At 56.2% G+C, this 21,546-nt stretch carries 17 protein-coding genes and 2 riboswitches; of the genes, 9 read left to right on the forward strand and 8 right to left on the reverse strand.

The features are described 5' to 3' along the window. Positions 1-262 precede the first annotated feature (262 nt). Positions 263-4,462, forward strand: coding sequence for a S8 family serine peptidase (locus KQX66_RS07460; RefSeq protein WP_216791548.1), 4,200 nt, complete (start codon positions 263-265; stop codon positions 4,460-4,462). 101 nt (positions 4,463-4,563) lie between these two features. On the opposite strand, the gene KQX66_RS07465 is transcribed toward KQX66_RS07460, so the two are convergent. Further along, the gene (locus KQX66_RS07465) at positions 4,564-5,730 is read right to left on the reverse strand and encodes a glycosyltransferase family 4 protein (RefSeq protein WP_216791550.1); all 1,167 of its coding nucleotides are present in this window, start codon (positions 5,728-5,730) and stop codon (positions 4,564-4,566) included. Further along, entirely contained in the window at positions 5,727-6,551 is an 825-nt protein-coding gene (locus KQX66_RS07470) for a DUF6492 family protein (protein WP_216791552.1), read from the reverse strand. Before KQX66_RS07470 ends, KQX66_RS07465 begins: the two co-directional genes overlap by 4 nt. A 190-nt stretch (positions 6,552-6,741) precedes the next feature. Between KQX66_RS07470 and KQX66_RS07475 the strand changes: the two genes are divergently transcribed. From KQX66_RS07475 to KQX66_RS07490, 4 genes are all read left to right on the forward strand, one after another. Continuing rightward, entirely contained in the window at positions 6,742-7,659 is a 918-nt protein-coding gene (locus KQX66_RS07475) for a polysaccharide deacetylase family protein (protein ID WP_216791555.1), read from the forward strand. Positions 7,660-7,720: 61 nt separating this feature from the next. Continuing rightward, entirely contained in the window at positions 7,721-8,380 is a 660-nt protein-coding gene (locus KQX66_RS07480) for a YjgB family protein (protein WP_253956986.1), read from the forward strand. 175 nt (positions 8,381-8,555) lie between these two features. Next, positions 8,556-9,131, forward strand: a complete 576-nt coding sequence (locus tag KQX66_RS07485; protein ID WP_216791557.1) for a sigma-70 family RNA polymerase sigma factor — start codon at positions 8,556-8,558, stop codon at positions 9,129-9,131. Next, the gene (locus KQX66_RS07490; RefSeq protein ID WP_216791560.1) at positions 9,115-10,410 is read left to right on the forward strand and encodes a hypothetical protein; all 1,296 of its coding nucleotides are present in this window, start codon (positions 9,115-9,117) and stop codon (positions 10,408-10,410) included. The genes KQX66_RS07485 and KQX66_RS07490 overlap by 17 nt, the downstream gene beginning before the upstream one ends. Positions 10,411-10,517: 107 nt before the next feature. Here KQX66_RS07490 and KQX66_RS07495 read toward each other — a convergent pair whose 3' ends face one another. Both KQX66_RS07495 and KQX66_RS07500 read right to left on the reverse strand, forming a co-directional pair. Further along, positions 10,518-11,867, reverse strand: coding sequence for a DUF4179 domain-containing protein (locus KQX66_RS07495; protein ID WP_216791562.1), 1,350 nt, complete (start codon positions 11,865-11,867; stop codon positions 10,518-10,520). Further along, positions 11,864-12,400 (reverse strand): RNA polymerase sigma factor, encoded by a 537-nt coding sequence (locus tag KQX66_RS07500; protein ID WP_216791564.1) that lies wholly within the window; start codon positions 12,398-12,400, stop codon positions 11,864-11,866. The genes KQX66_RS07495 and KQX66_RS07500 overlap by 4 nt, the downstream gene beginning before the upstream one ends. A 150-nt stretch (positions 12,401-12,550) precedes the next feature. Between KQX66_RS07500 and KQX66_RS07505 the strand changes: the two genes are divergently transcribed. After that, complete coding sequence (locus KQX66_RS07505; RefSeq protein WP_216791567.1) at positions 12,551-14,440, forward strand: acyltransferase family protein; 1,890 nt, start codon at positions 12,551-12,553, stop codon at positions 14,438-14,440. A 300-nt stretch (positions 14,441-14,740) separates the two neighbouring features. Then, on the forward strand, positions 14,741-15,541 hold the full coding sequence (locus tag KQX66_RS07510; protein ID WP_216791569.1) for a class I SAM-dependent methyltransferase: 801 nt from the start codon (positions 14,741-14,743) through the stop codon (positions 15,539-15,541). A gap of 17 nt (positions 15,542-15,558) precedes the next feature. Here KQX66_RS07510 and KQX66_RS07515 read toward each other — a convergent pair whose 3' ends face one another. After that, the gene (locus KQX66_RS07515; protein ID WP_253956987.1) at positions 15,559-16,716 is read right to left on the reverse strand and encodes a DUF3048 domain-containing protein; all 1,158 of its coding nucleotides are present in this window, start codon (positions 16,714-16,716) and stop codon (positions 15,559-15,561) included. Between the two features lie 294 nt (positions 16,717-17,010). Between KQX66_RS07515 and KQX66_RS07520 the strand changes: the two genes are divergently transcribed. Next, positions 17,011-18,276, forward strand: a complete 1,266-nt coding sequence (locus tag KQX66_RS07520; RefSeq protein ID WP_216791572.1) for an ATP-binding protein — start codon at positions 17,011-17,013, stop codon at positions 18,274-18,276. On the opposite strand, the gene KQX66_RS07525 is transcribed toward KQX66_RS07520, so the two are convergent. Next, positions 18,268-18,723 (reverse strand): hypothetical protein, encoded by a 456-nt coding sequence (locus KQX66_RS07525; protein WP_216791574.1) that lies wholly within the window; start codon positions 18,721-18,723, stop codon positions 18,268-18,270. The genes KQX66_RS07520 and KQX66_RS07525 overlap by 9 nt on opposite strands. Before the next feature lie 135 nt (positions 18,724-18,858). Beyond that, positions 18,859-19,033, reverse strand: a riboswitch (cyclic di-AMP (ydaO/yuaA leader). A 329-nt stretch (positions 19,034-19,362) separates the two neighbouring features. Continuing rightward, a riboswitch (cyclic di-AMP (ydaO/yuaA leader) is annotated at positions 19,363-19,555 on the forward strand. Positions 19,556-19,678: 123 nt separating this feature from the next. Between KQX66_RS07525 and KQX66_RS07530 the strand changes: the two genes are divergently transcribed. Then, complete coding sequence (locus tag KQX66_RS07530) at positions 19,679-20,089, forward strand: hypothetical protein (protein WP_216791576.1); 411 nt, start codon at positions 19,679-19,681, stop codon at positions 20,087-20,089. A 1-nt stretch (position 20,090) separates the two neighbouring features. Here KQX66_RS07530 and KQX66_RS07535 read toward each other — a convergent pair whose 3' ends face one another. Both KQX66_RS07535 and KQX66_RS07540 read right to left on the reverse strand, forming a co-directional pair. Then, complete coding sequence (locus tag KQX66_RS07535; protein ID WP_216791578.1) at positions 20,091-20,861, reverse strand: DODA-type extradiol aromatic ring-opening family dioxygenase; 771 nt, start codon at positions 20,859-20,861, stop codon at positions 20,091-20,093. A 91-nt stretch (positions 20,862-20,952) separates the two neighbouring features. Continuing rightward, positions 20,953-21,495 carry a glycerol-3-phosphate responsive antiterminator gene (locus KQX66_RS07540; protein ID WP_010497591.1) on the reverse strand — a complete coding sequence of 181 codons (543 nt, stop codon included), beginning with the start codon at positions 21,493-21,495 and terminating at the stop codon, positions 20,953-20,955. Positions 21,496-21,546: the final 51 nt, after the last annotated feature.

Below are 21,546 nucleotides of genomic sequence, written 5' to 3' on the forward strand. Positions count from 1 at the left end.
TCACACAATTTACTTTTGTTCCATTGTAAACTCCAATAAATAAATTAACTCAAGTTAACTTAATAGTCAACACTTATCCATCACCAAATTCAAATAAATCTATCGAATTCTATACATTTCTATTAGAAGATTTTACTATAATATATGGTATATATTTGAAATAGGTGATACAATAAATTCTTGTAAATGCTGTAAACACAAGTCGAATCGGGGGTGACGATTCACTTCAGCTCTCAAAATCATAGTGAAAAGGAGTTTTGATATGAGAAGAGCAAAGTTTTCGCGTCTCTCACTGCTGTCTACTCTATTAACCGCAGGTTTAATGATGCAAAGCGTTGCACAGGCGGCGCCTTTGACATCGGTATCGGGTACCCCGTCCGGCATCGTCGATGCGCAAATCATCCGCACTCTTTCTTTTCATCCGAATGCCAATGCCTTTATTTCCGACAAGCTGGACACCACCTCCACGAACAAGGTGAACGTCATCGTCCAACTGAGCGGACAGCCGGTTTCCGTCGGAAAATACGCTGCCGAGCTGGGCCAGCAGCAGCTTTCTGCAGAATCTTTAGAAAGCGCTGTCAATAGCGAGCAGTCGTCCATGATCAGCTTGGCGAAATCCGAAGGCATCGATTTGAAAGTCAACTACCAATACAATACCGTGCTCAACGGCATGGAAATTACGCTGCCGGCCAACCAGATTCCCGAGCTGGCCGCCATCCCCGGCGTCAAGTCGATTCATGAGAACCGGACCTATTATGCTTTGCCCGTCGAAGCTCCGCAGCCGGTCGATGCCGTGACCGGCAGCTACGATGTCGCGCCCATCAAGCAAATCGGAGCCCAGGACGCTTGGGCCAAGGGCTTGACCGGCAAAGGCTTGAAGGTCGGTGTCATCGACAGCGGCGTCGATTATTTGCACCCGGATTTGAAGGATGCCTATAAGGGCGGATACAACTCTTCATTCAATACGCCCGATCCTTATGAGGAACCGCCGATTCCGAAGGCTCAGGACCCGTTTGGAAAAGGCTTCGAGGGCACGTCTCACGGCACGCACGTATCCGGTACGATCGCCGGCCGGGCCAAAAATACGAACACCGATATCGTCCAAAAAGGCGTGGCCTACGAAGCGGACCTCTACGTCTATAAAGTGTTGTCCCGCGACCCCAAAACCGGCAGATCGTCCGGCTCTTCGGCCCAAGTGATCGACGGAATCGAGCGCGCGGTCAAGGACAAAATGGACGTGATCAACCTGTCGCTCGGCTCGGACGAGGAAAAGGACCCGAACTCCCCGGATTCGATCGCGATCAACAATGCCGTTCTCGGCGGCATCGTCGCCGTCGTAGCCAGCGGCAATGCGGGAGATAAAGGGCCGTACTTCTACTCGATGGGCTCGCCGGCTTCTTCGCAGCTTGCGATCTCCGTCGGCGCGGTGACCAGCCCGTCCAACCGTTATAAGGCTTCGGTTACCAGCTCCGTGTACGAAGCCGTTTATTATCCGTTGAACGTCATGGCCTGGAAGACCGGGCAGGAGGACTTTAAAACGATCCTCGGCACGAACCCCATCGAAGCTGTATATGCAGGGCTTGGGCAAGAAGAAGATTTCGCTAACGATAAAGTGAAAGGCAAGATCGCCTTCGTATCGCGCGGTTCGCTGGCCTTTGTAGACAAAATTAAAAATGCGAAAAAGGGCGGAGCCAAAGCCATCGTGATTTTTAACGGCAATATCACGAAGGATGCCAGTGGCAAGGACATACCGGATCTCTCCCCCAGCATAGACGGACGGAACGGGCATATCGACTCCTTCATTGGGGACGACTTCGAATATATTCCCACCTTCGACATGTCCGGTCAGCAGGGACGCGCATTGGCCTCTGCCGTATTGGCCGATCCGGCCAAGCCGTTCCGCCTGACGTTCGGTCCAAGCTATCCGCAAACGATCGATAAGGGCGATACGATGGCAACGTTCAGCTCTCGCGGTCCTCTGTCGGACGACAAGCTGAGCATTAAGCCGGATATTAGCGCGCCGGGCGTGAACGTGCTGTCGACTTATCCGGCCTACGGCAAAAGCATTCCCGGCGCCTCTTACGCGCAAGCGTACAAGCGGAGCAGCGGAACCAGCATGGCCACACCGCACGTAGCGGGCGTCGCCCTGCTTCTGAAGCAGCAGCACCCGGATTGGACGCCGTTCGATATTCGCGCGGCGATGGCCAATACCGCCGACGGGATCAAAGACTCTAAGGAAACGCCATACGATGTATATTCTCAAGGCGCAGGCCGCATTAATGTGTCCCAAGCGGTCTATACGCCGGCCGTGCTCCAGACGGTGGATCAGATCACCATTCTTGACAAGAACCTGAATCCGCAAGAGGTCGTCAACTACGGCAGCAGCACCAGCTTCGGGTTGATGGCTGCCGGAAGCAATGCGAAGAAAGAGCAGCTCCAGCTCAAAAACACTTCGGACAAAGCGGTAACGTACAAAGCGTCGATCAAGCTGCATCCGAACGTCACTTCCGATCCGAACAGCCCGGTGAAGACGCCTGACGTGAACAACATCGTCGCGACGCTGGAAGGTCTCGGCAGCGGCAATACGGTTTCCGCCGGAGCCAAGTCGACACAGAAGTTCTCCCTTTCCGTAGCGCCGAAGGCTACAGCCGCAGACGGCGTGTATGAGGGAGAAGTGCTGCTGGAAAGCGCCGGACTGCCTTCGCTGCACCTGCCGTTCGTCGTGCATGTCGGCACAAAACGGCCGGACAACGGCTTCGGGCTGCAGGACGTGACGCTGACCCGAACGGTCATTACGCCAAGCAAGTCGACGGACGTCTCCGTGACCCTGACGGCGAAGGACGCGAACTATTTGGATCTGAACGTTTACGGCGTGGATGACAAATACGTCGGCACCATGGGACAAATTCTGAAGCAAGACGCAAGCGGGAAACCGCAATTGCTTGCTCCGGGGACGTATACGTTCCAGAACATCGACGGCACTTATATTAACGATAAAGTGGATGGCAACGGAAAGCCGATCGTCCAGCGCCTGAAGGAAGGCACGTATAAACTCATGGTCCGCGCCCTCATTCTGGATGCGAAGGGACAGCCGAAACGGGACGCCAACAACGAACTTATTCAATATGTCGCATGGAAAACGCTCCGCGTCAGCAGCACGGACGACAGCAGCACGCCGATTAACAACAGCGGCAGCGGCTTCTATTATGGCGGATCTGTCAGCGGCAGCACGGAGCAATCCGCCAGCAATCCTTCCATCGACACGGTCGTGAATCAGGGACAAACCTCCGCTTCACTGAAACGGACGGTAACGACAGACGGCAACACGCTGACGGCGACCATTACGGACACAGACCTGAAAGCCGCTTTAAAAACGGAGTCCGGCACGCCGGTTGCCGTGGTCGTCTCCGTCTATGCAACGGCGTCCCAGCAAGTCATCGTCAAGCTGACGCCTGATCAAGTGAATACGTTGAAAGCGTCGGGCGAGCAAAACTCCGTTGTCGTCAACAACGGAAACGCGTCGATTGCGCTCCCCGTTTCGGTCTTGAAGAGCGTACCGGCGGCGGCAGGACTGAACGTGGCCGTCCGGTATGACGCAGAACGCGCATCGGCCTTCGCCGACGGATTCCCGGGAGCCAAAGTGACCGGTACGCCGGTTTCCTTTGCCGTGAACACAGTAAACGGCAGCGATACGCAGCCACTTGCCGTATCCAACCGCGATTTCCTGAAAAGCTCCTTTACCGTGAGCGGCAATACCGACGCTAACACGCTGGGCGTCTTGTATCTCGACAACGGAAAGGTGTATGCCGTTCCGGCGAGCGTCGCTCTGAACAAAGACGGCACGCGCACCGTAACCGTCAACCGCCCGGGCATCTCGACCTATGCGGCTGCAACACGCTCTATTGCGTTTACGGACATCGATACGTCTTGGGCGCAATCGCACATCCAGGCCTTGGCCAACAGGCTGCTGCTGAACGGAACCTCGGCTTCGGCGTTCTCGCCGAAAGAACAGGTAACCCGCGCGCAATTCTCTGCTATGCTGGTCCGCGCGCTCGGTCTGCATGCCGGCTCGAAAGCTCCGTTCCAGGACGTGAGCGCCTCCGACTGGTTTGCCGACGATATTGCGGCCGCCTATGAAGCGGGTCTTGTGAACGGCGTCGAAGAAGGGCGATTCGCTCCGCATGCCAGCATCAGCCGCCAAGACTTGGCCGTGATGCTGTCCCGGGCATCGTCCCTGATCCAGCTTACGCCGAAGAGCAATCCTTCGCGCAAGCCGTATGCGGATGCTTCCGAATTTGCCGAGTACGCCATGAACAGCATCGATGCGGTTACAAAAAGCGGTTTGATGAGCGGCGACGAGATCGACGGAACGCCGCACTTCCATCCGGCCGACCCGACGACCCGGGAAGCCGCCGCAACCGTCCTGTACAATTTGCTGCAGAACGGCAGCTTGATTAACTAACCTATTGGACCAGCCTTTCCTACACACAGAGCCCCATTGCCTGCTTATCCTGGCAATGGGGTTCTTTTCTTTTTCCAGCCTGCGGGCCACAAGCACGATGGTTAACGGCGGCTTTTTTTTCGGATCGTTTGCTCTACCACCCGCTTCATGCCGGCCCCGGCACGGTTCCATGTGAACTTCAGCACGTCCTGCCTGCCTTGTCTTCCTTTCCTTCGACAAACGGCGCGCTGCCGAAAAGCAGTTCTCATCTGCTTTTTCAAGCTGCCGATATCCGGTTCGGCCCAGAGCTGCCCCTTTTGCGCAAAAAAACTGCGGAAGAGGCGTGAGATCGCATGCTTGCTTCTCATACTGACGGCCGGGTTTTGCAGCCGGTACTTGACCAGGAACGAATTGCGGCGCTTGACGAAATCCATATGTCCGCCCCAGCCCGTCGCGATGACCGGCACGCCGCTTGCCAGCGATTCGAGAAACGGCAGTCCGACCCCCTCTCCCCTCGTCGGAAGCACGAACGCGGAACCGAGCGTATACAGCCCCTTCAGCCGATGCTCCGGCATGCGGCTGGAAATTAAGATCACCGGGGCCGTTTTCCGAAACCCGAGCCTTTTTTTGTACCCGTTGATTTTATTTTTGATCCACTTCTCGGTTTCCCGGGAACCGTATCCGTTCGTCTTGATCACCAGCGCGACCTTCTCGGACGGACCAAATTCTTCCCAGAAAGCCCTTAGCAAGCCCTCCGGATTTTTGCGGTGCTGGAAGCCGAAGACGGAGACGAAAACAAACCTTCCGGCCGTCCCCTTGACTGCCAGCTTCTTGTTCCGTGGCGTAAACTGCTTGGTGTTGACTCCATGCGGCACGATATAGATCGGTACCTTCACCCCGCTGCGGAGCAGGGCGGCTTTGTTATGCCGGGAGGGAACGAACACGGCGTCGAAGCGGTTCAAGTTCGGGAACCATTTCCGGGGCACGCGCGTTGTCTCCCAGACGGTATTCAATATGATATGGTCATATTTTTGGCGTTCCTTCCGCATCTGTATCATATAAGGGAAATAATGGTAAATCAAAATTTTGCGTTTGCCTGCGGCATGTGGCTTGCGAAGCAGACGCGCCAAGGCGCTGCCTGCTGCCGGCTTCTTCTTCCCGGACCTTCCTGCCTCTACCCTGACGTCCACGCCTTGTCGGCTTAAGGCAAGCGCATATTCCCGGCTGGCTCTTCCGATCCCGCCGTACCTTGTAACAGGGCCCTTCCATGTGACCTGATATGATGTCATTTCCTCAACCCCTTCGGTTTGAGCGAATACCCTCTGCGCTTGTGGAAGGAAAGCGACCGGAAGGTGCTGGCCAAAGCTTTTATCCGCTTCGGCGAAATGCTCTTCACGCTTTGGTTCAAGCTTTTGTTCAAGCATCGTTTGAGCACGACGCCCTTGGGATTGGCGGCATAGACGAAGTTGCCGTACAATTCGAATTCCGAGAAGCCGAACTGCTTCGACCTGTCAATGCTGCGAAGAATGGCTTGGTACCAGCGCGTCCCGTGTCTGGCTTCCATTCTCTTTTTCATCTGGGCCAGCTTCGCTTTCTCGAACAGCATGTAATGCGCGACGAACGACGAGGGGGCGGCGCGTTTGCGGCCCATGAGTCTCTGGCTGACTCTGAAGTATTCGGGATGGCTCCAGCTGCGGCAATAAAACACGGGCTTCCCCTTTTGCCAGAAGACGTGCGGGCGGATGAGCACCGTATCGGCATCCATCGTCAAAAAATACCGACTCGAACCCAGCCTGTCGCCGCTCAGCTTAAGCAGCTGCTGAAGCAGCCACCCGGAGCGTTCCCATCGATTCGAACGGTAACGGATTTGTTTTTTGGTAATCGGCAGCACCGTCCGCTCATGAACAAAAGTGCATTTTTTTTGGGCGCACAGCGCCTTGATTCTCGGGCTATTCGGAGAAACGATCATCATTTTGCCGATCGGATGCTTGACCTGCTTCCGGATGGCGTCGATGACGAACGGCAAGGTTTCCAGATCTTTGTCAATGGCAGGGATCAAAACATCGATTTTGATCCTACCGCTTCGGGAACGAAGGGGGGCGAGAGACATCTCTTCAACTCCATTTGCAAGGTTTTGCACCAGTTTATGTCATGGAGGAGGGGTTGGTCCCGGCACCTGTCGGAGCAGCGGACAGGCGCGCAAAATTTCTGTCGAAATGGGAGAACTTACTTTAAACTTTTTGTCGATTCGACTCGTCAAATGATCTGTAAAGCACGAACCTGTGAAAGAGGAATGCTACATGGCCATACGAATCCTATCCGACCGAAAACTCGTCGTACTCGGCGCATCGCTGCTCAGCGCCACGACGATTGTCATGTTCGGCATCCATGCGGCGGAGACGCGGCAGCCGCTATCTCCCGGCCAGCACGAGACCCGAACGCCGGACAACGCGTCTGCAGCAGGGGTAATCCCCGAGCAGGCGACCCACGCAAAATATACGGGGGACCCGAAATCCTCTCAAGAGGCCGGTTCGCCGACTGCGCCGGCCGTGCAGCCTTCCGACGGACGGACGCCGGAGAGTAAGCCGGGAGCCGCCGTGCAGCAAGAAAATTCCGGGCCGGTCAAAGCGACGAAGCAAGTAGCGCTGACGTTCGACGACGGCCCGGATAACAAGTATACGCCGCAGGTGCTGGATATTTTGAAGCAGCATGAAGTGAAGGCCACCTTCTTCGTCGTAGGCAGGCAGGTAGTCAATCACCCGGATGTGCTGAAACGCATTCATGACGAAGGCCATTCCATCGGCAATCATTCCTGGGATCATGCCAACCTGACCAAGCTGTCATCCGACCAGATTCAAAAAGAAATCAAGAGCACGGACGAAGCGATCGAAAAAGTGATCGGCTCCTCCACCCCGATGGTTCGGACCCCTTACGGCGCCGTCAACGCTTCGATCAAGCGCAGCCTGACCTCCGCGGGGCGTCAGCTCGTCTTTTGGACGGTCGATACGAAGGATTGGAGCGGAGCCGCCCCGGCCGACATGGTAGAGCTCGTCCGCAATCGGACGAAGAACGGCGGCATCATCCTGATGCACAGCTTCGGCGGGAAAAACGGCAAGCTGGACAATACGGTAGAGGCGCTGCCGCACATGATCGAAGCGCTGAAGCAGGACGGGTATGCCTTCGTTACGGTGCCCGAGCTTGGGGTAAAGAAAGAGTAAGGCTTGCATGACCAATTCGGTCAAGCCGCAACTCATCTCTCAGCAAAGGAGTGCTTGCCGCATGCATACGATCAAGAGAATGAAGCTGCTCACCGCAGCGGCCGCCGGTCTGCTTGCGCTGACCGCCTGCCAGTCCGGTGCTCCATCCGCATCGTCCGGGACGTCCAAACCGTCCGAAGCTGCAGCTCCATCGCAGCAGCCGGGGGCGGCCACAACGCCGGAAGCCCCGGTCAAGCCTGCGCCGTCTTCTCCCGCAGCGCCTTCGAACGCGGAGCCAGACTCCGCGTCTGTCGAAACGCAGCTCAAGGATATGCTGGTCCTCGCGCGCAAAGGTCTGGTGAAAGGCAGCGAATTCGCCGCACACACGGGTCTGATTGACGAAGTCGAGAAAAAGTGGGGCAAGGCGGATCAGATCGATTCGGCCGGCAAAGGGTTATACGCCACCTACAAGAAACGCGGCATCACGTTCGGCTTCAACAAAGGCGAGCTGATCTTCGATGTCCGCTCCTACGATCCGGAGCTTCACAAGCTGACGCTGCCCGCCATCGAGAAGACGTTCGGCAAACCGAAGGAGACGTCGAAGAACGGCGACGATCAGATCTACGTCTATCAAGCAAGCGAGCAGTTCGAGTTGAAATTCGTCATTCCGGCTGCCACCGGCAAGGTCGACCACATTTCCGTGTTCAGTCCGCAGGACGCGAAAAACAATATGGCCGGGTAACCGGCGAGCTGGAAGCGGTTGATGTTTCGTCAGCCGCATTTTGCCCCTTTCTTTCGTCGGACGATCGAAGTACACTGGGTAGAGAAGGTACGGGCCGGGGCCCCTTTGCGGGTCCTGCTCCGTTCCGATTGAACCGTAACGTCGGGGAGATCGTCTAAAATTAGAGGTGGCAGCTTTGGAATCGAATGTCAATTTTGACTATTTGAAATACCTGTCCGCGAGCTCCGACAAGAAAGCCATTTTGAACGAGCTGATGAACGCGTACGGAAAAGACGTTTGGAATTACGCCTACAGCATCACACGGAAGTGGGATCAGGCTGACGATATAACCCAAGAGGTTTTCATCAAGGTTTACCGCAATTTGAGCACGTTCCGCAGCGAATCCTCGGTGAAGACGTGGCTGCTCGCCATCACCCGCAACATGACGCTCGATTACCGCAAGTCGGCCTTCTACCGCAAGGTGACGCTCGTCGACTTCATCGCCTCGCGCGGGGAGTACGAGCAGGCCGCCGCTTCTACGGAACACGAGGTGCTCAGCAAAATGGCCTTGAACGAGATGTGGGATATGGTGCTGAAGCTGCCCGTCAAATACCGCGAGGTGCTGATCCTGTATGCTCACCATCAGCTGTCTATGAAAGAGATGGCGGAGGTGCTCGGCGTAAGCGAAGGAACGATTAAATCGAGGCTGTTCCACGCACGGGGGAAAATATCGAAGATGAAGGAGAGTCGAAGCCTTGGATCCGATGGATAATGAGCTCAAGAAAGAATTGGCCCGCGGGCCGTTCAGCCAAAACGGGTTCAACGACAGCTTGCGCAAGCGCATCGAAGAACGCATCGATAACCAGGTCGCCGTTCGCAGGCCTCGCAGGTGGAGCGCCTGGAGTACCGGCGTTTCCGCCGTACTGGCGTCGGCTCTTCTATTCTTGTTCGTGACGGACAACCGCCCTCTCCCTCTCATGCAGCAGGAGGCGGCGGAGAAGCCGGAGCTGCAGCAGCCCTCCGCAGCCGCTCCCGCGCCCCACGGCCCGGATTGGGAAGCCACCGTCCGGTCGGCGCTGTTGATCGGCCTGCGCTCCGATGCGCCCGCAGCGGAAAACCCTCAGGCTCCCAGCACATATCGCACCGTGCTTATCGCACCGGACCGGAACCGGTTGCAAAAGACGGCGGAAGGCGAAGGCATTCTAATGCCGTATAAGCTTGATTTCTGGAAAATCGAAAACGAGCCGAAAGCAACCGGCTCGCAGGAAACGCATACGCTGACAGCCCATTTGGCCTCGGCCAAGCCGAAGACAAGCGGCAGCACAGACCGCGGAAAGCCGGCACAGACTATCGTCCGGGCGGAGAAGCTGATGTTCGCCGGCAACCGCTACGTTGCCGTGGCGCAAACGACGGCGGGCAAAAGCGGCGCAGCCCCATCCCCGGCGCAGCAGGACTATGTGTGGGTGAAAGAGCTGGAGCAGATCGCCCCGGGCCGGCGGGCGCCCGCCCCGCTCTCGGAGCCGCACGTCACGCTGCGCAGCGTATTCGCCGCTGCGGCCGTCCCCGTGCTGAAGGAGCTGAAGCCTGCGCCGCCGCCGGCAGGCTCGGGACACGCGGAGCTCGCCGCAGCCGATCTTTCCGGCGAGAGCTGGACCATCGCCCGCAAGCAAGGGAAATGGACGGCGCAGCTCGCTTCCTATGACGGCCCGGCAAACGGCGCAGCAGAAGGCACAGCGTACCGCTTGCGGGAAGTGCCGCTCGCGCTGCCCCAATCGGTCGTCTCGCACGACGAGCTGGCCGTTCCCTGGCGCGATATCGTGCGGGTGCAGCCGGGGGCGGTGGATGCCTTCTCCTCCCCGAACCGCGATATGGTCGCCGTCGTCACCGAGCAAAATATTATCATCTACCCGTATGCAGACCAGTGGATTCCGATCCCTCTCATGACGCTGCCGCTCCAGCCGAAGGAATCGGTCGTCATGATTCAATGGGCCATGGGCTCTTATGTCGAACTGTGGAAGCGGCAGGTGAAAACTTACTTGCAGCCGCAGTAAGTTAACCAATAAGCATTGAACGCGCTTACTTCGCATCCTTTACGAAAGCAAGTCCGGTCTCCGGAGGCATCATGCCCCGGGAACCGGACTTGCTGTGTTATATCGACTCATTCCCAATCGATCGGAATTTTTATTTTCACCGGTTCTTTAGGCTCTTGGGAATACTCGTTAACGATCAGTTTAAATGTAAACCGGTCTGAAGGAAGCTTCGGATATTGCAGCTTGTAGGCGAACGAATCTCTCGAAGTCCGAACTTCTTTTTTTTGGGATGTGAAACGTTCACCCGACGAATCTTCCAAAATGAGGAAAGGTCTCTGATTGACGGCATCGCTGGCTTCGTAATAGACGACCGCAGAGTCCTCCAGAAATTGGACATCGGTAATCGTAACTTTTCCTCCCCGTGCTCCCTTTAACGTGACCGGCAAGCTTCCGGGACCGGTATAGTCCGCATATTCCTCCCGCTGCTGCAGCGTATTGGATTGCTCGCTTGTCAAATCTTTTACCAGTAAAGTAACATAAGCAGGCTTTGGATTAATTTCGGAAAGCGGACTAAAATTATTGCGGTCCTCCCCATTTCCTCCCATCCCGCCTCCTCCATCGAAGTGAGTCTCCAGATCATCCTCCAAGAAATAAGATAAACTTCCCGAATGGTCTGTCTTGATGACAACTTGGGTGCCCACTGGAGTAAAGGTAATTTGATCGACCATAAATTTCTTGCCCTCATAATCGCCGGCAATTTGAGGCCGAACGATTTTGGTTAGCGGTTTGGCTTTGTTCAGCGATACCGGAACCGTAACATCCCAATTCCCGTCCGTCGTCCCGATTCGCCGGATCTCGATCTGAAGCCGCGCATTCTCCGGCAGCGGTTCGGTATTGAACACCGTCGTCCCGATGAAGGCATGATCACTGGTAATTGTAAATGCATGCGTGCCTATCATCGTGGGGTGAGCATCTTTAAATTTGTAATTATAATACACTGCCGCGTCTTCTTCTGTAATCTTCTTCTTTTTGAGATAGTCCACTTGGTAGTTGACCACAAATTGAATCCCGTCGTAGAACACCTCGGCAACGGTAAGCTGAATATTCTGATCCGTAACCGATACGTCAGTTGCCGTGCCAAGATTTTGCCTCTCAATCTGATATAGCCCGCTGTTCATACCGCCTCGTACATTTTTATAGAATAAATCGATAAAAAATACTTTTTGCAGAGCAGCGCCTACGCTTGGAGAATAGAGGCCGATTCCCGTCAGCAGGATCGCGCAAAGAATAACCGCATACCCTAGAATCATCCTCTTTTTCCGCAGCGTCATGCCCCCTCTGGCGGATTGCTGGTGAAGCTCCCACAGCTCCTCGAACGTAAAGGAAGGCGACAGCCGCTTCAAACGGCTTTGCACAGCCTCCGACGATTCCATGGACCCATCCTTCTCTCTTCCCTTTTGATCCAAATGCAAAGTCATTTAAGCCCCTCCTTGATCGACGTCAGTTGGTAGTTCTCGGCATCGTCGTTCCTTAGCTGCTCAAGCGCCGCATGCAGCCTTGACTTGCATGTTCCCAGACGAATGTTCAACAGGGAGGCGGTCTCCTGCAAAGACAACCCGACATAGTAGACCAGAATAAGGACCTCTTTTCTTTTCGGAGACAAGCGGTTCACCACCTGCCATAGTTCATGCTCGCTTTCGCTTTTTAGGATCAGATCCTCTACGGAATCCGTCCCGGCTTCAACCGGCAGTTGACCGAAAAAGGTAAGCCAGCGCTGCTTGCGAAGCGTGCTCCGCACCATATTTAACGTAATCCGGTACAGCCACGGACGCAAAGGCTTGGCGGGATCGTACAAATGAAATTTCCGGTAAGCGCGCAAAAAGGTTTCCTGCGTAATGTCGTCGGCCAGCATGGCAGACTTAGTCATCATGAGGGCAATCCCGTAGACGTAGGGAGAATGTTCTTCAAACCATGCCCGCGATTGCTCTTCCGAGATCAAATATTCCTTCAATGAACGATCCTCCGGTTCCCGTATTCACAGTAAATACGCTTTGAAAACGGAAATAGTTCGATTCAGCACAGATGTAACTTTTTTGTTACAAAATCCGCCTCTTTTCGCTATAAGATGAAGTCCTACGAGCTAAGGAAAGAGGGAAAAGCAATGCCATCACCGATCGAAGGAAAAAGCCGGTACATGCCCGGAATCGACGGCCTGCGGGCTCTGGCCGTACTGGCCGTCATCGCTTATCACCTTCACCCCGGGTGGGCGCCCGGCGGGCTGCTCGGTGTCGGGATATTTTTCGTCCTGTCCGGTTATCTGATTACGGATTTATTGATCGCCGAATGGCGGAGAGAAGGACGGCTGAATCTGAAAAGCTTCTGGCTGCGGCGCTTCCGGCGGCTGCTTCCGGCCATGCTGGTCCTCCTCTCGGCGGTTGCGGCGTGGATATGGCTGGTCGACCGCTCCCGGCTGCCGGCGCTTCAGGGAGACTTCCTGGCGGCACTGGCCTATGTCAGCAACTGGTGGCTGGTGTACCGCGAGGTATCTTATTTCGAAAGCCTCGGCCCCCCTTCCCCGCTCGGCCATTTCTGGTCGCTTGCGGTGGAGGAGCAGTTTTATTTGCTGTGGCCCTTGCTTTTGGCACTCGGGCTGCGCTTGCAGCCCCGGCGGGGCTGGCTTGCCGGAGCCATGCTGGTCGGCGCAGCCGCTTCGGCGGCCGCCATGGCGCTGCTATACGAGCCCGGCACCGATCCGAGCCGGATTTATTACGGAACCGACACCAGAGCCTTCGGCCTGCTGATCGGAGCCGCGCTCGCGGTCGTCTGGCCGAGCGGAAAGCTCTCCACCGGCACATCTGTCCGCGTCAGGCGGATCGTGGATTCGGCTGGGACGGCTGGACTGTTCGCCGTTCTGCTGATGATCGTCCGAAGCGGCCAGTACGACGCTTTCTTATATCAGGGCGGATTTGTACTGTTGTCTCTGGCGGTGGCAGTCACGGTAGCGGCGCTTGCCCACCCGTCCGGCCAGCTCGGACGCATCCTGGGCTGTCAACCGCTGCGCTGGCTCGGCGTACGATCGTACGGCATTTATTTGTGGCATTATCCCGTTATCGTTCTGACCGGTCCGCCAAGCGGCAGCGACGGAATCAGCTTGGCGCGCGCCGCCCTGCAGCTGACCGCTACCATCGGACTTGCGGCTTTATCTTGGAAATTCGTGGAGGAGCCTATTCGTCGGAGAGGTGTGAAAGCTTGGGGAGCGCAGCTGTTCGGCCGGTACCGGAAACGGCTCCCCCAGCCAGACATGCGATGGATCGTATCGGCGCTGCTCATTTTGTTCATCTGCGCTTCCTGCCTGGGAGAAAGCCCGCAGCCCCCCACCGTTACCAATGCCTTGGCCGAGGGAAGTGAAGGGATCGCTGTGCCCGCCCCAGCACCGGCGCCCCAGCCGGATCAAGGAAACGGGACGGGCACGGTGACGGAAGCGTCGGGTCCGAAGACGGATGAAGCCGCCGAAGCCGTTGCTGAAACCGCCCCTCCCGTTACCCCGGAGGCCGCTCCTGAAGAAGAAGCGGGGACAGGGGTTACCGCGATCGGAGATTCGGTTCTGCTCGGCACCGCTGCGCAGCTGGAGAAGCAGCTGCCCGGTATCGTCATCGACGGCAAGGTCGGAAGACAATTGGCTCAGGCGCAGGAGGTCGCTGACCGTCTCCGGTCGAAAGGAAAGCTCGGCTCCCGGATCATCATCGAGCTGGGCACGAACGGAGCGTTCTCCAAGAAACAGCTGGAATCGCTGCTGCACTCCTTGGCTGATGCCAGGCAAATCGTGCTGGTAAATACGCGCGTTCCCCGTCCATGGGAAGGTACGGTGAACGACATGCTGAAGGAAGCCTCCGACCGCTTCGCCAACACGACGCTCGTCGATTGGCATGCCGCAAGCGCGGGCAAAGCTTCCTTCTTCGCTGCCGACGGCGTCCATTTGAACGCCGAAGGCGCTGAATATTACGCCTCGCTTCTGGCAAAGGCGGTGCGCAAGCCTCGATCTTCCGAGTGACGCACCGGGCTTTTTACGGAGCTGTGATATATCGCAAGAAGCATAATACGCCGGCTTCCGTCAGGTTGTGAACGATGGATGCCGCAAGGTCGATCCGCAGATTGCTTCTCTCAAGAGCCGTTTGGTGTCCGCACCGGCGGCTCGCCTCTCGTTTATCGGACGCTTGCCCGTCATTTGGCGCGTAACGGCCCCCAGAGCGCAGCTCCTCTTGTCTTCTGACCGGTTTATGATAAAATAAAGCCATCAAATTTCATTATATGATATTAAGTTTCATCAAATGAAATAAAAGGAGGGATGACGATGGATCAGGATCGGAGCGTTAAAGCACGCGTTCAGGAGCAATTCGGCAAGCATGCGGAGAAATATGTGGCCAGCGAGGGACACGCGCAAGGAGACGACCTTGAGATAATGCTTCAGTGGCTCGAACCCCGCCCCGAGTGGCGGGTGCTCGATATCGCGACCGGTGGAGGCCATGCGGCCGGGAAGCTTTCTCCCTGTGTCCGGTACGTTGTCGCGACCGATTTGACCCGGCCCATGCTGGCCGCGGCGGCCGCTCACCTGGCGGGCCGGGGATGCGATAACATTCTGTACACCGTCGCGGATGCGGAGCAGTTGCCGTTTCTGGACGCCGCCTTCGATGCAGTCGCCTGCCGGATCGCTGCGCATCATTTCCCGAACCCCTCGCTCTTTATCCAGGAAGCAGCGCGCGTGCTAAAGCCCGGCGGACGGTTTATGTTCATCGACAACGTCGCCCCGGAGGACGACGCCTTGGCCGCTTTCATGAACCGCTTCGAGGCGATGCGCGACCCAAGCCACGTCCGCTGCTTGCCGGTCCACGAATGGAAGGCGCTTGCAGAAGCGTCCGGACTGCGCGTCGTTCACGAGCAAATGGGCCGCAAGCGGCACGCTTTTCCGTCCTGGGTGCGGCGGACCGCCGATACGGAGGATCAGGCGCGGCTGGTCGAGCAGTTTATCCTTGGCGGCCCCGCTTCCGGACGCGAATACTTTTCCGTGCAGGCCGACGAAGGCACGGACGGGGCGCTGCAATCGCTGCAAATTGACGATTGGCGCGTCCTTCTGGAGAAACCGGCACTGCTGTAACGTCCATTCCGGCCCCGCTAAGCGGGGTCCGGCTTTCCCGAGCCGCCGCCGGAGGCGCCATACGTCACGTGGCTCTCAAACGACGGGTTCAGCGGTACGATCATAATGTGCGTCTGCCCCGGCCGGAACGCGGCTTCGCGACCTTGCTCGTAATAGCGGACCGGATCGTTCGCCTTATCCCGCCTCCACTCCAGCGACTTCACCTTGCCCTGCTGGAACAGCAGCGCGGGACCTTTGCCGGTCAGCCGAACGTCGAGGCGGCCTTCCTTGTCCAGCACCTTGTGATCGGTGCCCATCACGACCACATTGGAAGCGCTCAGCGGCTGATCGTTGTTAAGATCGGTATGCTTGCTGCCGTTGATCGAGCGTTGGTACTTGCCGCCGGCCGGATCATATTCGTAAGAGACGACATAGCTTTTCCACAGAAAGGTAATGTCTACCTTGGGCGCATCCTGCGCCGTCGTCCCCATCGTCCCGACCGCTTCCGCTTCGTTTTTCGCAAAGGCGTATACCGTTCCCGTCGGGCCTTGCTCGTCCAGCCCCCGCTTTTGCGCGCCTGTACGGATGTTCTCCAGATTCGTATACAGGTTGTGCGGAGCTTTCCGCGACTTCTCCCGCCAGAAATAAGGCCCGGCATTCGTAATCTCGTCCAGATCGGCGATCTTCTCTTTCCGAAGCTGCTCGTACGCATCCGGACTGCCGCCCGCATGCACCTGGATGGCCCCGAAGCTTTTGCCGATATCGATAAAATACGGCCGAATGCTGCGCACCGGACCGATCGGCTCCGCGAACGCGCTGCTCTGGAACAGCGCCACGAGCCGCGTCACTTCGCCTTCGGCCAACACTTCGAACAAAACGTCCGCCTGCGTCAGCCCGCTTTGCGGCCGCGCCGCGGGATGGTTATTGATCATGACCATCACCGGCCGGGCGTCGCTGGGCTGCGGCAGCATCATCCCGGTCAGCGGCGCCTGATAGGTCGGCGGCTGAACCGGTAGCGTCGGCGGCGGGTCCGCAACGGGCTTCTCCGACTCGACCGGCGCAGCGACGGGCTTGTCCGGCTGCCCGCCGCCCGTCAGACTGCAGCCCGCCGCCGTCATGGCGAGGCAGCCCGCCAGCAGCGCGAGCCTCCCCCGCCGCCAGAACCGGCTCCATCTTCTCCATCCTCTTCGTTTCATACACGTCACCTCATCTGCATGTCCTCTAGTAATCTGTATTCTAGCGAGGCTTGATTTAGAAGCGATTTCGCGCAAAAAGACGAAAAATCGGCGCTTTTCAATATATTTAACGCATTTTCTTCCCAAAGGTTTCCAACGACCTCCGAATCTCCAAACAAATCACAGCAGGGAAAAAGGAAAAATTGTCGAAAATAACCATTTACGATGCCGCCGTTGTCCGAAATCGTAACGATCGGTTGGATCAGAAGATTACGTTTGCGGTTTCGATAGTCCATCGCCATCAGGAGGTGTCTTATGATTGAAGTTCTTCCCCTGCTGCTGAACACCTTTATTATTATTCTATCTATCTTTTTTTATCAAATCGTTTGTCTCGACAAAGACAGGCCGGAACGCACCAGCCGGTGGTTTCTGCTCCTGTTCTCCATCGTAGCAATGGCGATGTGCATGGCTTTTCCGATTCACCTGGTTTCCGGGCATATTTTCGACCTCCGCTATGTGCCGATTCTGCTTTGCTACTTGTACGGTGGTCACCGCAACCTGCTTTATATTTCCATCGCTTATCTCGGCTTCCGGTCGCTGCTCGGCGGAGAAGGGATGGTGACAGCGGTGATCGTGTACGCGATTGTGTTTCCGCTGATGATCATCTTCGGTCCCTTTCGACCCGCCCAGCGCAAAATCAAGCGCATCCTCCACGGCACCGGTTTAACCCTCGTCTGGGCACTTACAGCCGTCGTGTTCTCCAGCTTGCGCACCGGAAGGGAAGACCTTCTCATCAGTTGGTTTCTGATGTACTTAATCCTTGTCACGACCTTCACGATGGCCATGTCGCTTTTCATTGTGGAGGGAATTTATGAAAAAATGAAGCTGCGCAAAGAAGTGGAGCGCGCAGAAAAAATGTATCTTGTCGGAGAGCTCGCCGCCTCGTTCGCCCATGAAATCCGCAATCCGCTCACCGTTGTCAGCGGCTTTTTGCAATTGATGGGCAAAAATCAGATTGCGGAAGAAGCCAAACCCGATTACTTGCGTGTGATGATCACCGAATTGGAGCGGGCCCAGGCGATCATATCGGATTATTTGGCGATTGCCAAGCCGAAAACCGATTCGATCCAGCTTATCCAATTGGAGCCGTTGCTGAAGCAAATCATCGAATTGATGTCCCCTTACGCGCTCATGAATACGGTCAGCATGGCCAGCTCCATCGAGCAGGGCCTTCAGCTCAAGGCCGATGCTTCCCGGCTCAGCCAGTCGCTGATCAACATTGTCAAGAACGGCATTGAAGCGATGCCCGACGGGGGAACCTTGGAAATCAAAGCGTACCGGAGGCAGAGAAAGCTGTTGATTGAAATAGCGGATCAAGGCATCGGCATGACCCAGGCGGAGATCGACCGGCTCGGCACCCCGTTTTATACGACCAAAGAAAAAGGCACCGGCATCGGTACCATGGTCGCGCTCGGCATTATCGGAAGCATGGGCGGTCGAACCGAAGTGCACAGCGAGAAGGGAGCCGGGACGACCTTCACGATCATTTTGCCCGTGCGGTCGAGCACGATCTCAGAATGAGCAGTAGGCTTGCGAACGGTCGATCAAGCGCGAGCGCTCGAAGGCGGTCCCCTCATGAGCATGTCCCGCCGACGGGTTAAGCAGCTGCGCGGTCAAATCGGCCAGAGCGACTTCCGCGATGTCCGTGCGCATTGGTCCCCACGCCGCGGCATGACTCCGAACGTAGCTGACGGCTTCGCAAACGGACAGTCCCTTCAGCTTCAGAAAGACCGAAGTCCACCGCACGATATCGGCGTACGGCTGCGTGTTCGGCACGATATATTCCGACCATCCGTTCACGCCGTGGGAGGACAGCTTCAGCAGTCCGCAGTTGCAGTCGCGGCAATTGCCCGCGATGCGGGCCTCAATCAGCCGGCAATCGAACCGGTAGACCTCAATAAGCCCGATCCGGCTCGTCGACAAGATACCTTCGTTAACTTCGGGCAGGGGATCGCTTAATTTCAACATGAACAATTTCTCCTTTTTCTGATACAAATGGGGTATTTTGGGACAATAAAAAAACAAAAAGAAGCCCAAGAGCAGAGAAACTCTACTCTCGGGCTTCTAGCACAGGAATTCACACAGGCTGCAGAGGCACGATCGTCGTTCTCTCTCAATCCGCTTACGAGGTTAGCTGTCGGATTCGGGCTTGAGAGTGCCCTACCCCAGCGCTTGCAAAACAAGCGCGAAAGGATTCACCCCATGAAACCGTCCTTCTCATCGGCGGTTTCGATTGGTTCCCCCGCTTCCCGGTTCGGGAATTCAGCGTTTGGTTTGGAATATCAAGTTGTTGACAAGAATCATACGCCGGTCGACGCGCAAAGTAAAATCCGAAACCGCACGCTATTTTTGAGCTTTTCGCTTTTTTGGCATGTGAAAACGGATTCATATAGAGCCGGCATTGATTATCGATACAAAAGCTGCGCAATTCGTCGCTTTTCACCTTTTTCAAGAAAATCGAAGAAATACAGAGATTCATGCAGAATAAAGGAGATCGGCATCACCTTTCTCCTTCCAAATATATCCTAAGGCCGAATACGCGCTGCGGCGTTTCTTTACACCGGCTAAATCGCAGGCGTATGATACGACTCAAGTTGATTCGAAAATCCAATCACATCGCTTAATTTCCTTACCAGGAAAGCGGGGGAACCAAAACAAGCGATACGGCGCACACTGAGAGCCGTGCCGCCCATCGCATTGGGGTGAATCTCAATCGCGCATACCGCACATGCGCCAGAGTAGGGCGACTCTCACCGCCCGAACCCGTCAGCTAACCTCGTCAGCGCAGTCGAGAGAGGCATCGCTTTTCACGCGTAGGACACGGCTTGTTCCGTGCCTTAGGAAGCCGCGGCGGAGCTCGTCTATCCCCGCAGGCTTCTTTCGTATTGCCTTCTCTCCTCATATCCCTTAGGAGGAGAAAATCATGGAACAGGAACAGCAAACTATTTTGGTCTCAGCCCCCAATAAGCCCGGGGAAGCGTTTATCCGGCAGCTCAAATTCGGCAGCATTCCGTTTGCGGTCATCGTCAACAACAAAGCCGAACAGACCCGGCTGCAGGAGCTTGGGGCCGAGCGAATTGTGATGGTGGATACGAACGAGGAGAATACGTGGCTCGTCCCCGAATGGCCTGTCGGCAAAGTGTTTTTGTTCGAGAACAGCCTGACCCTGTGCTGCCGCTATATCCGCATTTGCCGCACCTGGACCTCGGAACCGCTGTATGTCATTACGCAATCGAATCATCCGCGCTTGATTTATAAAGGGCTCGGGGCCAACTATGTAATTCATACGAACAGCGGCGAAGTATCGTTTCTGATTCATTCGGCGCACGAATAGACTAACTAAACATCCACGCGCCGAGACTGAGCGTTCCGTACTGATATTTCTGGTACAGCAGCTTCGCTCTCCGGCCGCGGTCTGCCGCGCCCATCGCAATCAGCAAAGGCGCGAAGTGCTCTGCCGTCGGCACGGCGAGAGAAGCATGCGGCGCACGCCGCTCGTAATCGAACAAGGCATCCGAATCCCATACCGTAATCCGGTCGTACAGCCAGGCGTCGAATTGCTTCGCCCACAGCTCGGCGGCATCGTCCTGCCAATGCAATCTGCCAAGATGATGCACCGTTCCGCCGCTGCCGACGATCATGATCCCCTCGCTGCGCAAAGCCTGGAGCGCCCGGCCGATCCGGTACTGCTCTTCCGGTACCAACAGCGGATTCACGGACAGATGGACGACAGGCACGTCCGCCGCGGGATGCATGAGCGAGAGCAGCGTCCATACGCCGTGATCGAGTCCCCGGGTATCGTCCAGCGCGCAGGCGATCCCTTCGGCATCGAGCAGCCGTCGAACGCCCATCGCGAGCAAAATATTCCCTTTCGCCGGATAAGACATACCGTACAGCTTCTCCGGAAACCCGAAAAAATCGTGCAGCGTATCCGGCTCGGCCGCCGCGCCGATCGTCTGCACTTCGCTTTCCCAATGGGCGCTGAATACGACAATCCCTGCGGGCTTCGGCAGCTGCGCCCCGAGCGCTTTCAAGAAACGGGAATAGCTATGCGGCTCCGTCACAAGTGTCGGCAGGCCATGAGCGAGAAAAAAGGACGGGTACATTCGCGCATCATTCTCCTTTTCGATGAGCTGCTCCGGAACGCCAGATCTGTTATATCGTATTCATCCGCTGACGGAGAGGCGCCAATTCTACTCAGCTCCAGAGCTCGATCCGGCTGGTCGATACGGCAATCGCGCCGGCGTTGAACAGAACGGGCAGCTCCTCCTTCTTTTCGACGAATCCGCCCAAAATGATATCGAGCCCCGTTTCGTTTTTGATCAAGTTGAGTTTGGGATAAGAGAAGCTCGGTAAAATCTCGATATAGTCCGGCTTCACTTGAGCGGCCGAATTAATAATCGTGCGGATCGAGTGGGAGTCGATAATGAAGCCGCGCTGAATGGCGCTCAGTCCGTATTTTTTGGCGTGGAGCAGGCAAGACGTCCGGGTGCTGATGATCCCGTCGATTTTAATCACCTTGGATAAAAAATGAATCGAAGCCTCGTCATCTTTAATCCCTTTCACCATCTCCAAATGAAGGTATATTTTTTTGTTCGCTTGCTTGACCGCCCCTACGATGCTTTGTAATTGGATCAATTCCCCCTCCAACAAAAAAATAACTTCGTGCGGCGAAGCGAGCGCCTTCTCCAATTCTTTGAATCCCCGGACAGCGGGAATCATGGTGTTCGGCTTCAACATAAAATCCTCCTTCGATAAAAATAGGAATTCTCTTCAAGTGCAGACGTTACG

Source organism: Paenibacillus oleatilyticus, assembly GCF_018998565.1.
In the GTDB taxonomy this organism is placed as follows: Bacteria; Bacillota; Bacilli; order Paenibacillales; family NBRC-103111; genus Paenibacillus_G; species Paenibacillus_G oleatilyticus.

Excerpts from the sequence above, each read along its gene's own strand:
- KQX66_RS07470 (WP_216791552.1), bottom strand. The coding sequence starts at position 6,551 with ATGTCTCTCGCCCCCCTTCGTTCCCGAAGCGGTAGGATCAAAATCGAT.
- KQX66_RS07475 (WP_216791555.1), top strand. The coding sequence starts at position 6,742 with ATGGCCATACGAATCCTATCCGACCGAAAACTCGTCGTACTCGGCGCA.
- KQX66_RS07530 (WP_216791576.1), top strand. The coding sequence starts at position 19,679 with ATGGAACAGGAACAGCAAACTATTTTGGTCTCAGCCCCCAATAAGCCC.
- KQX66_RS07480 (WP_253956986.1), top strand. The coding sequence starts at position 7,721 with ATGCATACGATCAAGAGAATGAAGCTGCTCACCGCAGCGGCCGCCGGT.
- KQX66_RS07465 (WP_216791550.1), bottom strand. The coding sequence starts at position 5,730 with ATGACATCATATCAGGTCACATGGAAGGGCCCTGTTACAAGGTACGGC.
- KQX66_RS07495 (WP_216791562.1), bottom strand. The coding sequence starts at position 11,867 with ATGACTTTGCATTTGGATCAAAAGGGAAGAGAGAAGGATGGGTCCATG.
- KQX66_RS07535 (WP_216791578.1), bottom strand. The coding sequence starts at position 20,861 with ATGTACCCGTCCTTTTTTCTCGCTCATGGCCTGCCGACACTTGTGACG.
- KQX66_RS07505 (WP_216791567.1), top strand. The coding sequence starts at position 12,551 with ATGCCATCACCGATCGAAGGAAAAAGCCGGTACATGCCCGGAATCGAC.
- KQX66_RS07525 (WP_216791574.1), bottom strand. The coding sequence starts at position 18,723 with ATGTTGAAATTAAGCGATCCCCTGCCCGAAGTTAACGAAGGTATCTTG.
- KQX66_RS07540 (WP_010497591.1), bottom strand. The coding sequence starts at position 21,495 with ATGTTGAAGCCGAACACCATGATTCCCGCTGTCCGGGGATTCAAAGAA.
- KQX66_RS07460 (WP_216791548.1), top strand. The coding sequence starts at position 263 with ATGAGAAGAGCAAAGTTTTCGCGTCTCTCACTGCTGTCTACTCTATTA.
- KQX66_RS07515 (WP_253956987.1), bottom strand. The coding sequence starts at position 16,716 with ATGAAACGAAGAGGATGGAGAAGATGGAGCCGGTTCTGGCGGCGGGGG.
- KQX66_RS07520 (WP_216791572.1), top strand. The coding sequence starts at position 17,011 with ATGATTGAAGTTCTTCCCCTGCTGCTGAACACCTTTATTATTATTCTA.
- KQX66_RS07510 (WP_216791569.1), top strand. The coding sequence starts at position 14,741 with ATGGATCAGGATCGGAGCGTTAAAGCACGCGTTCAGGAGCAATTCGGC.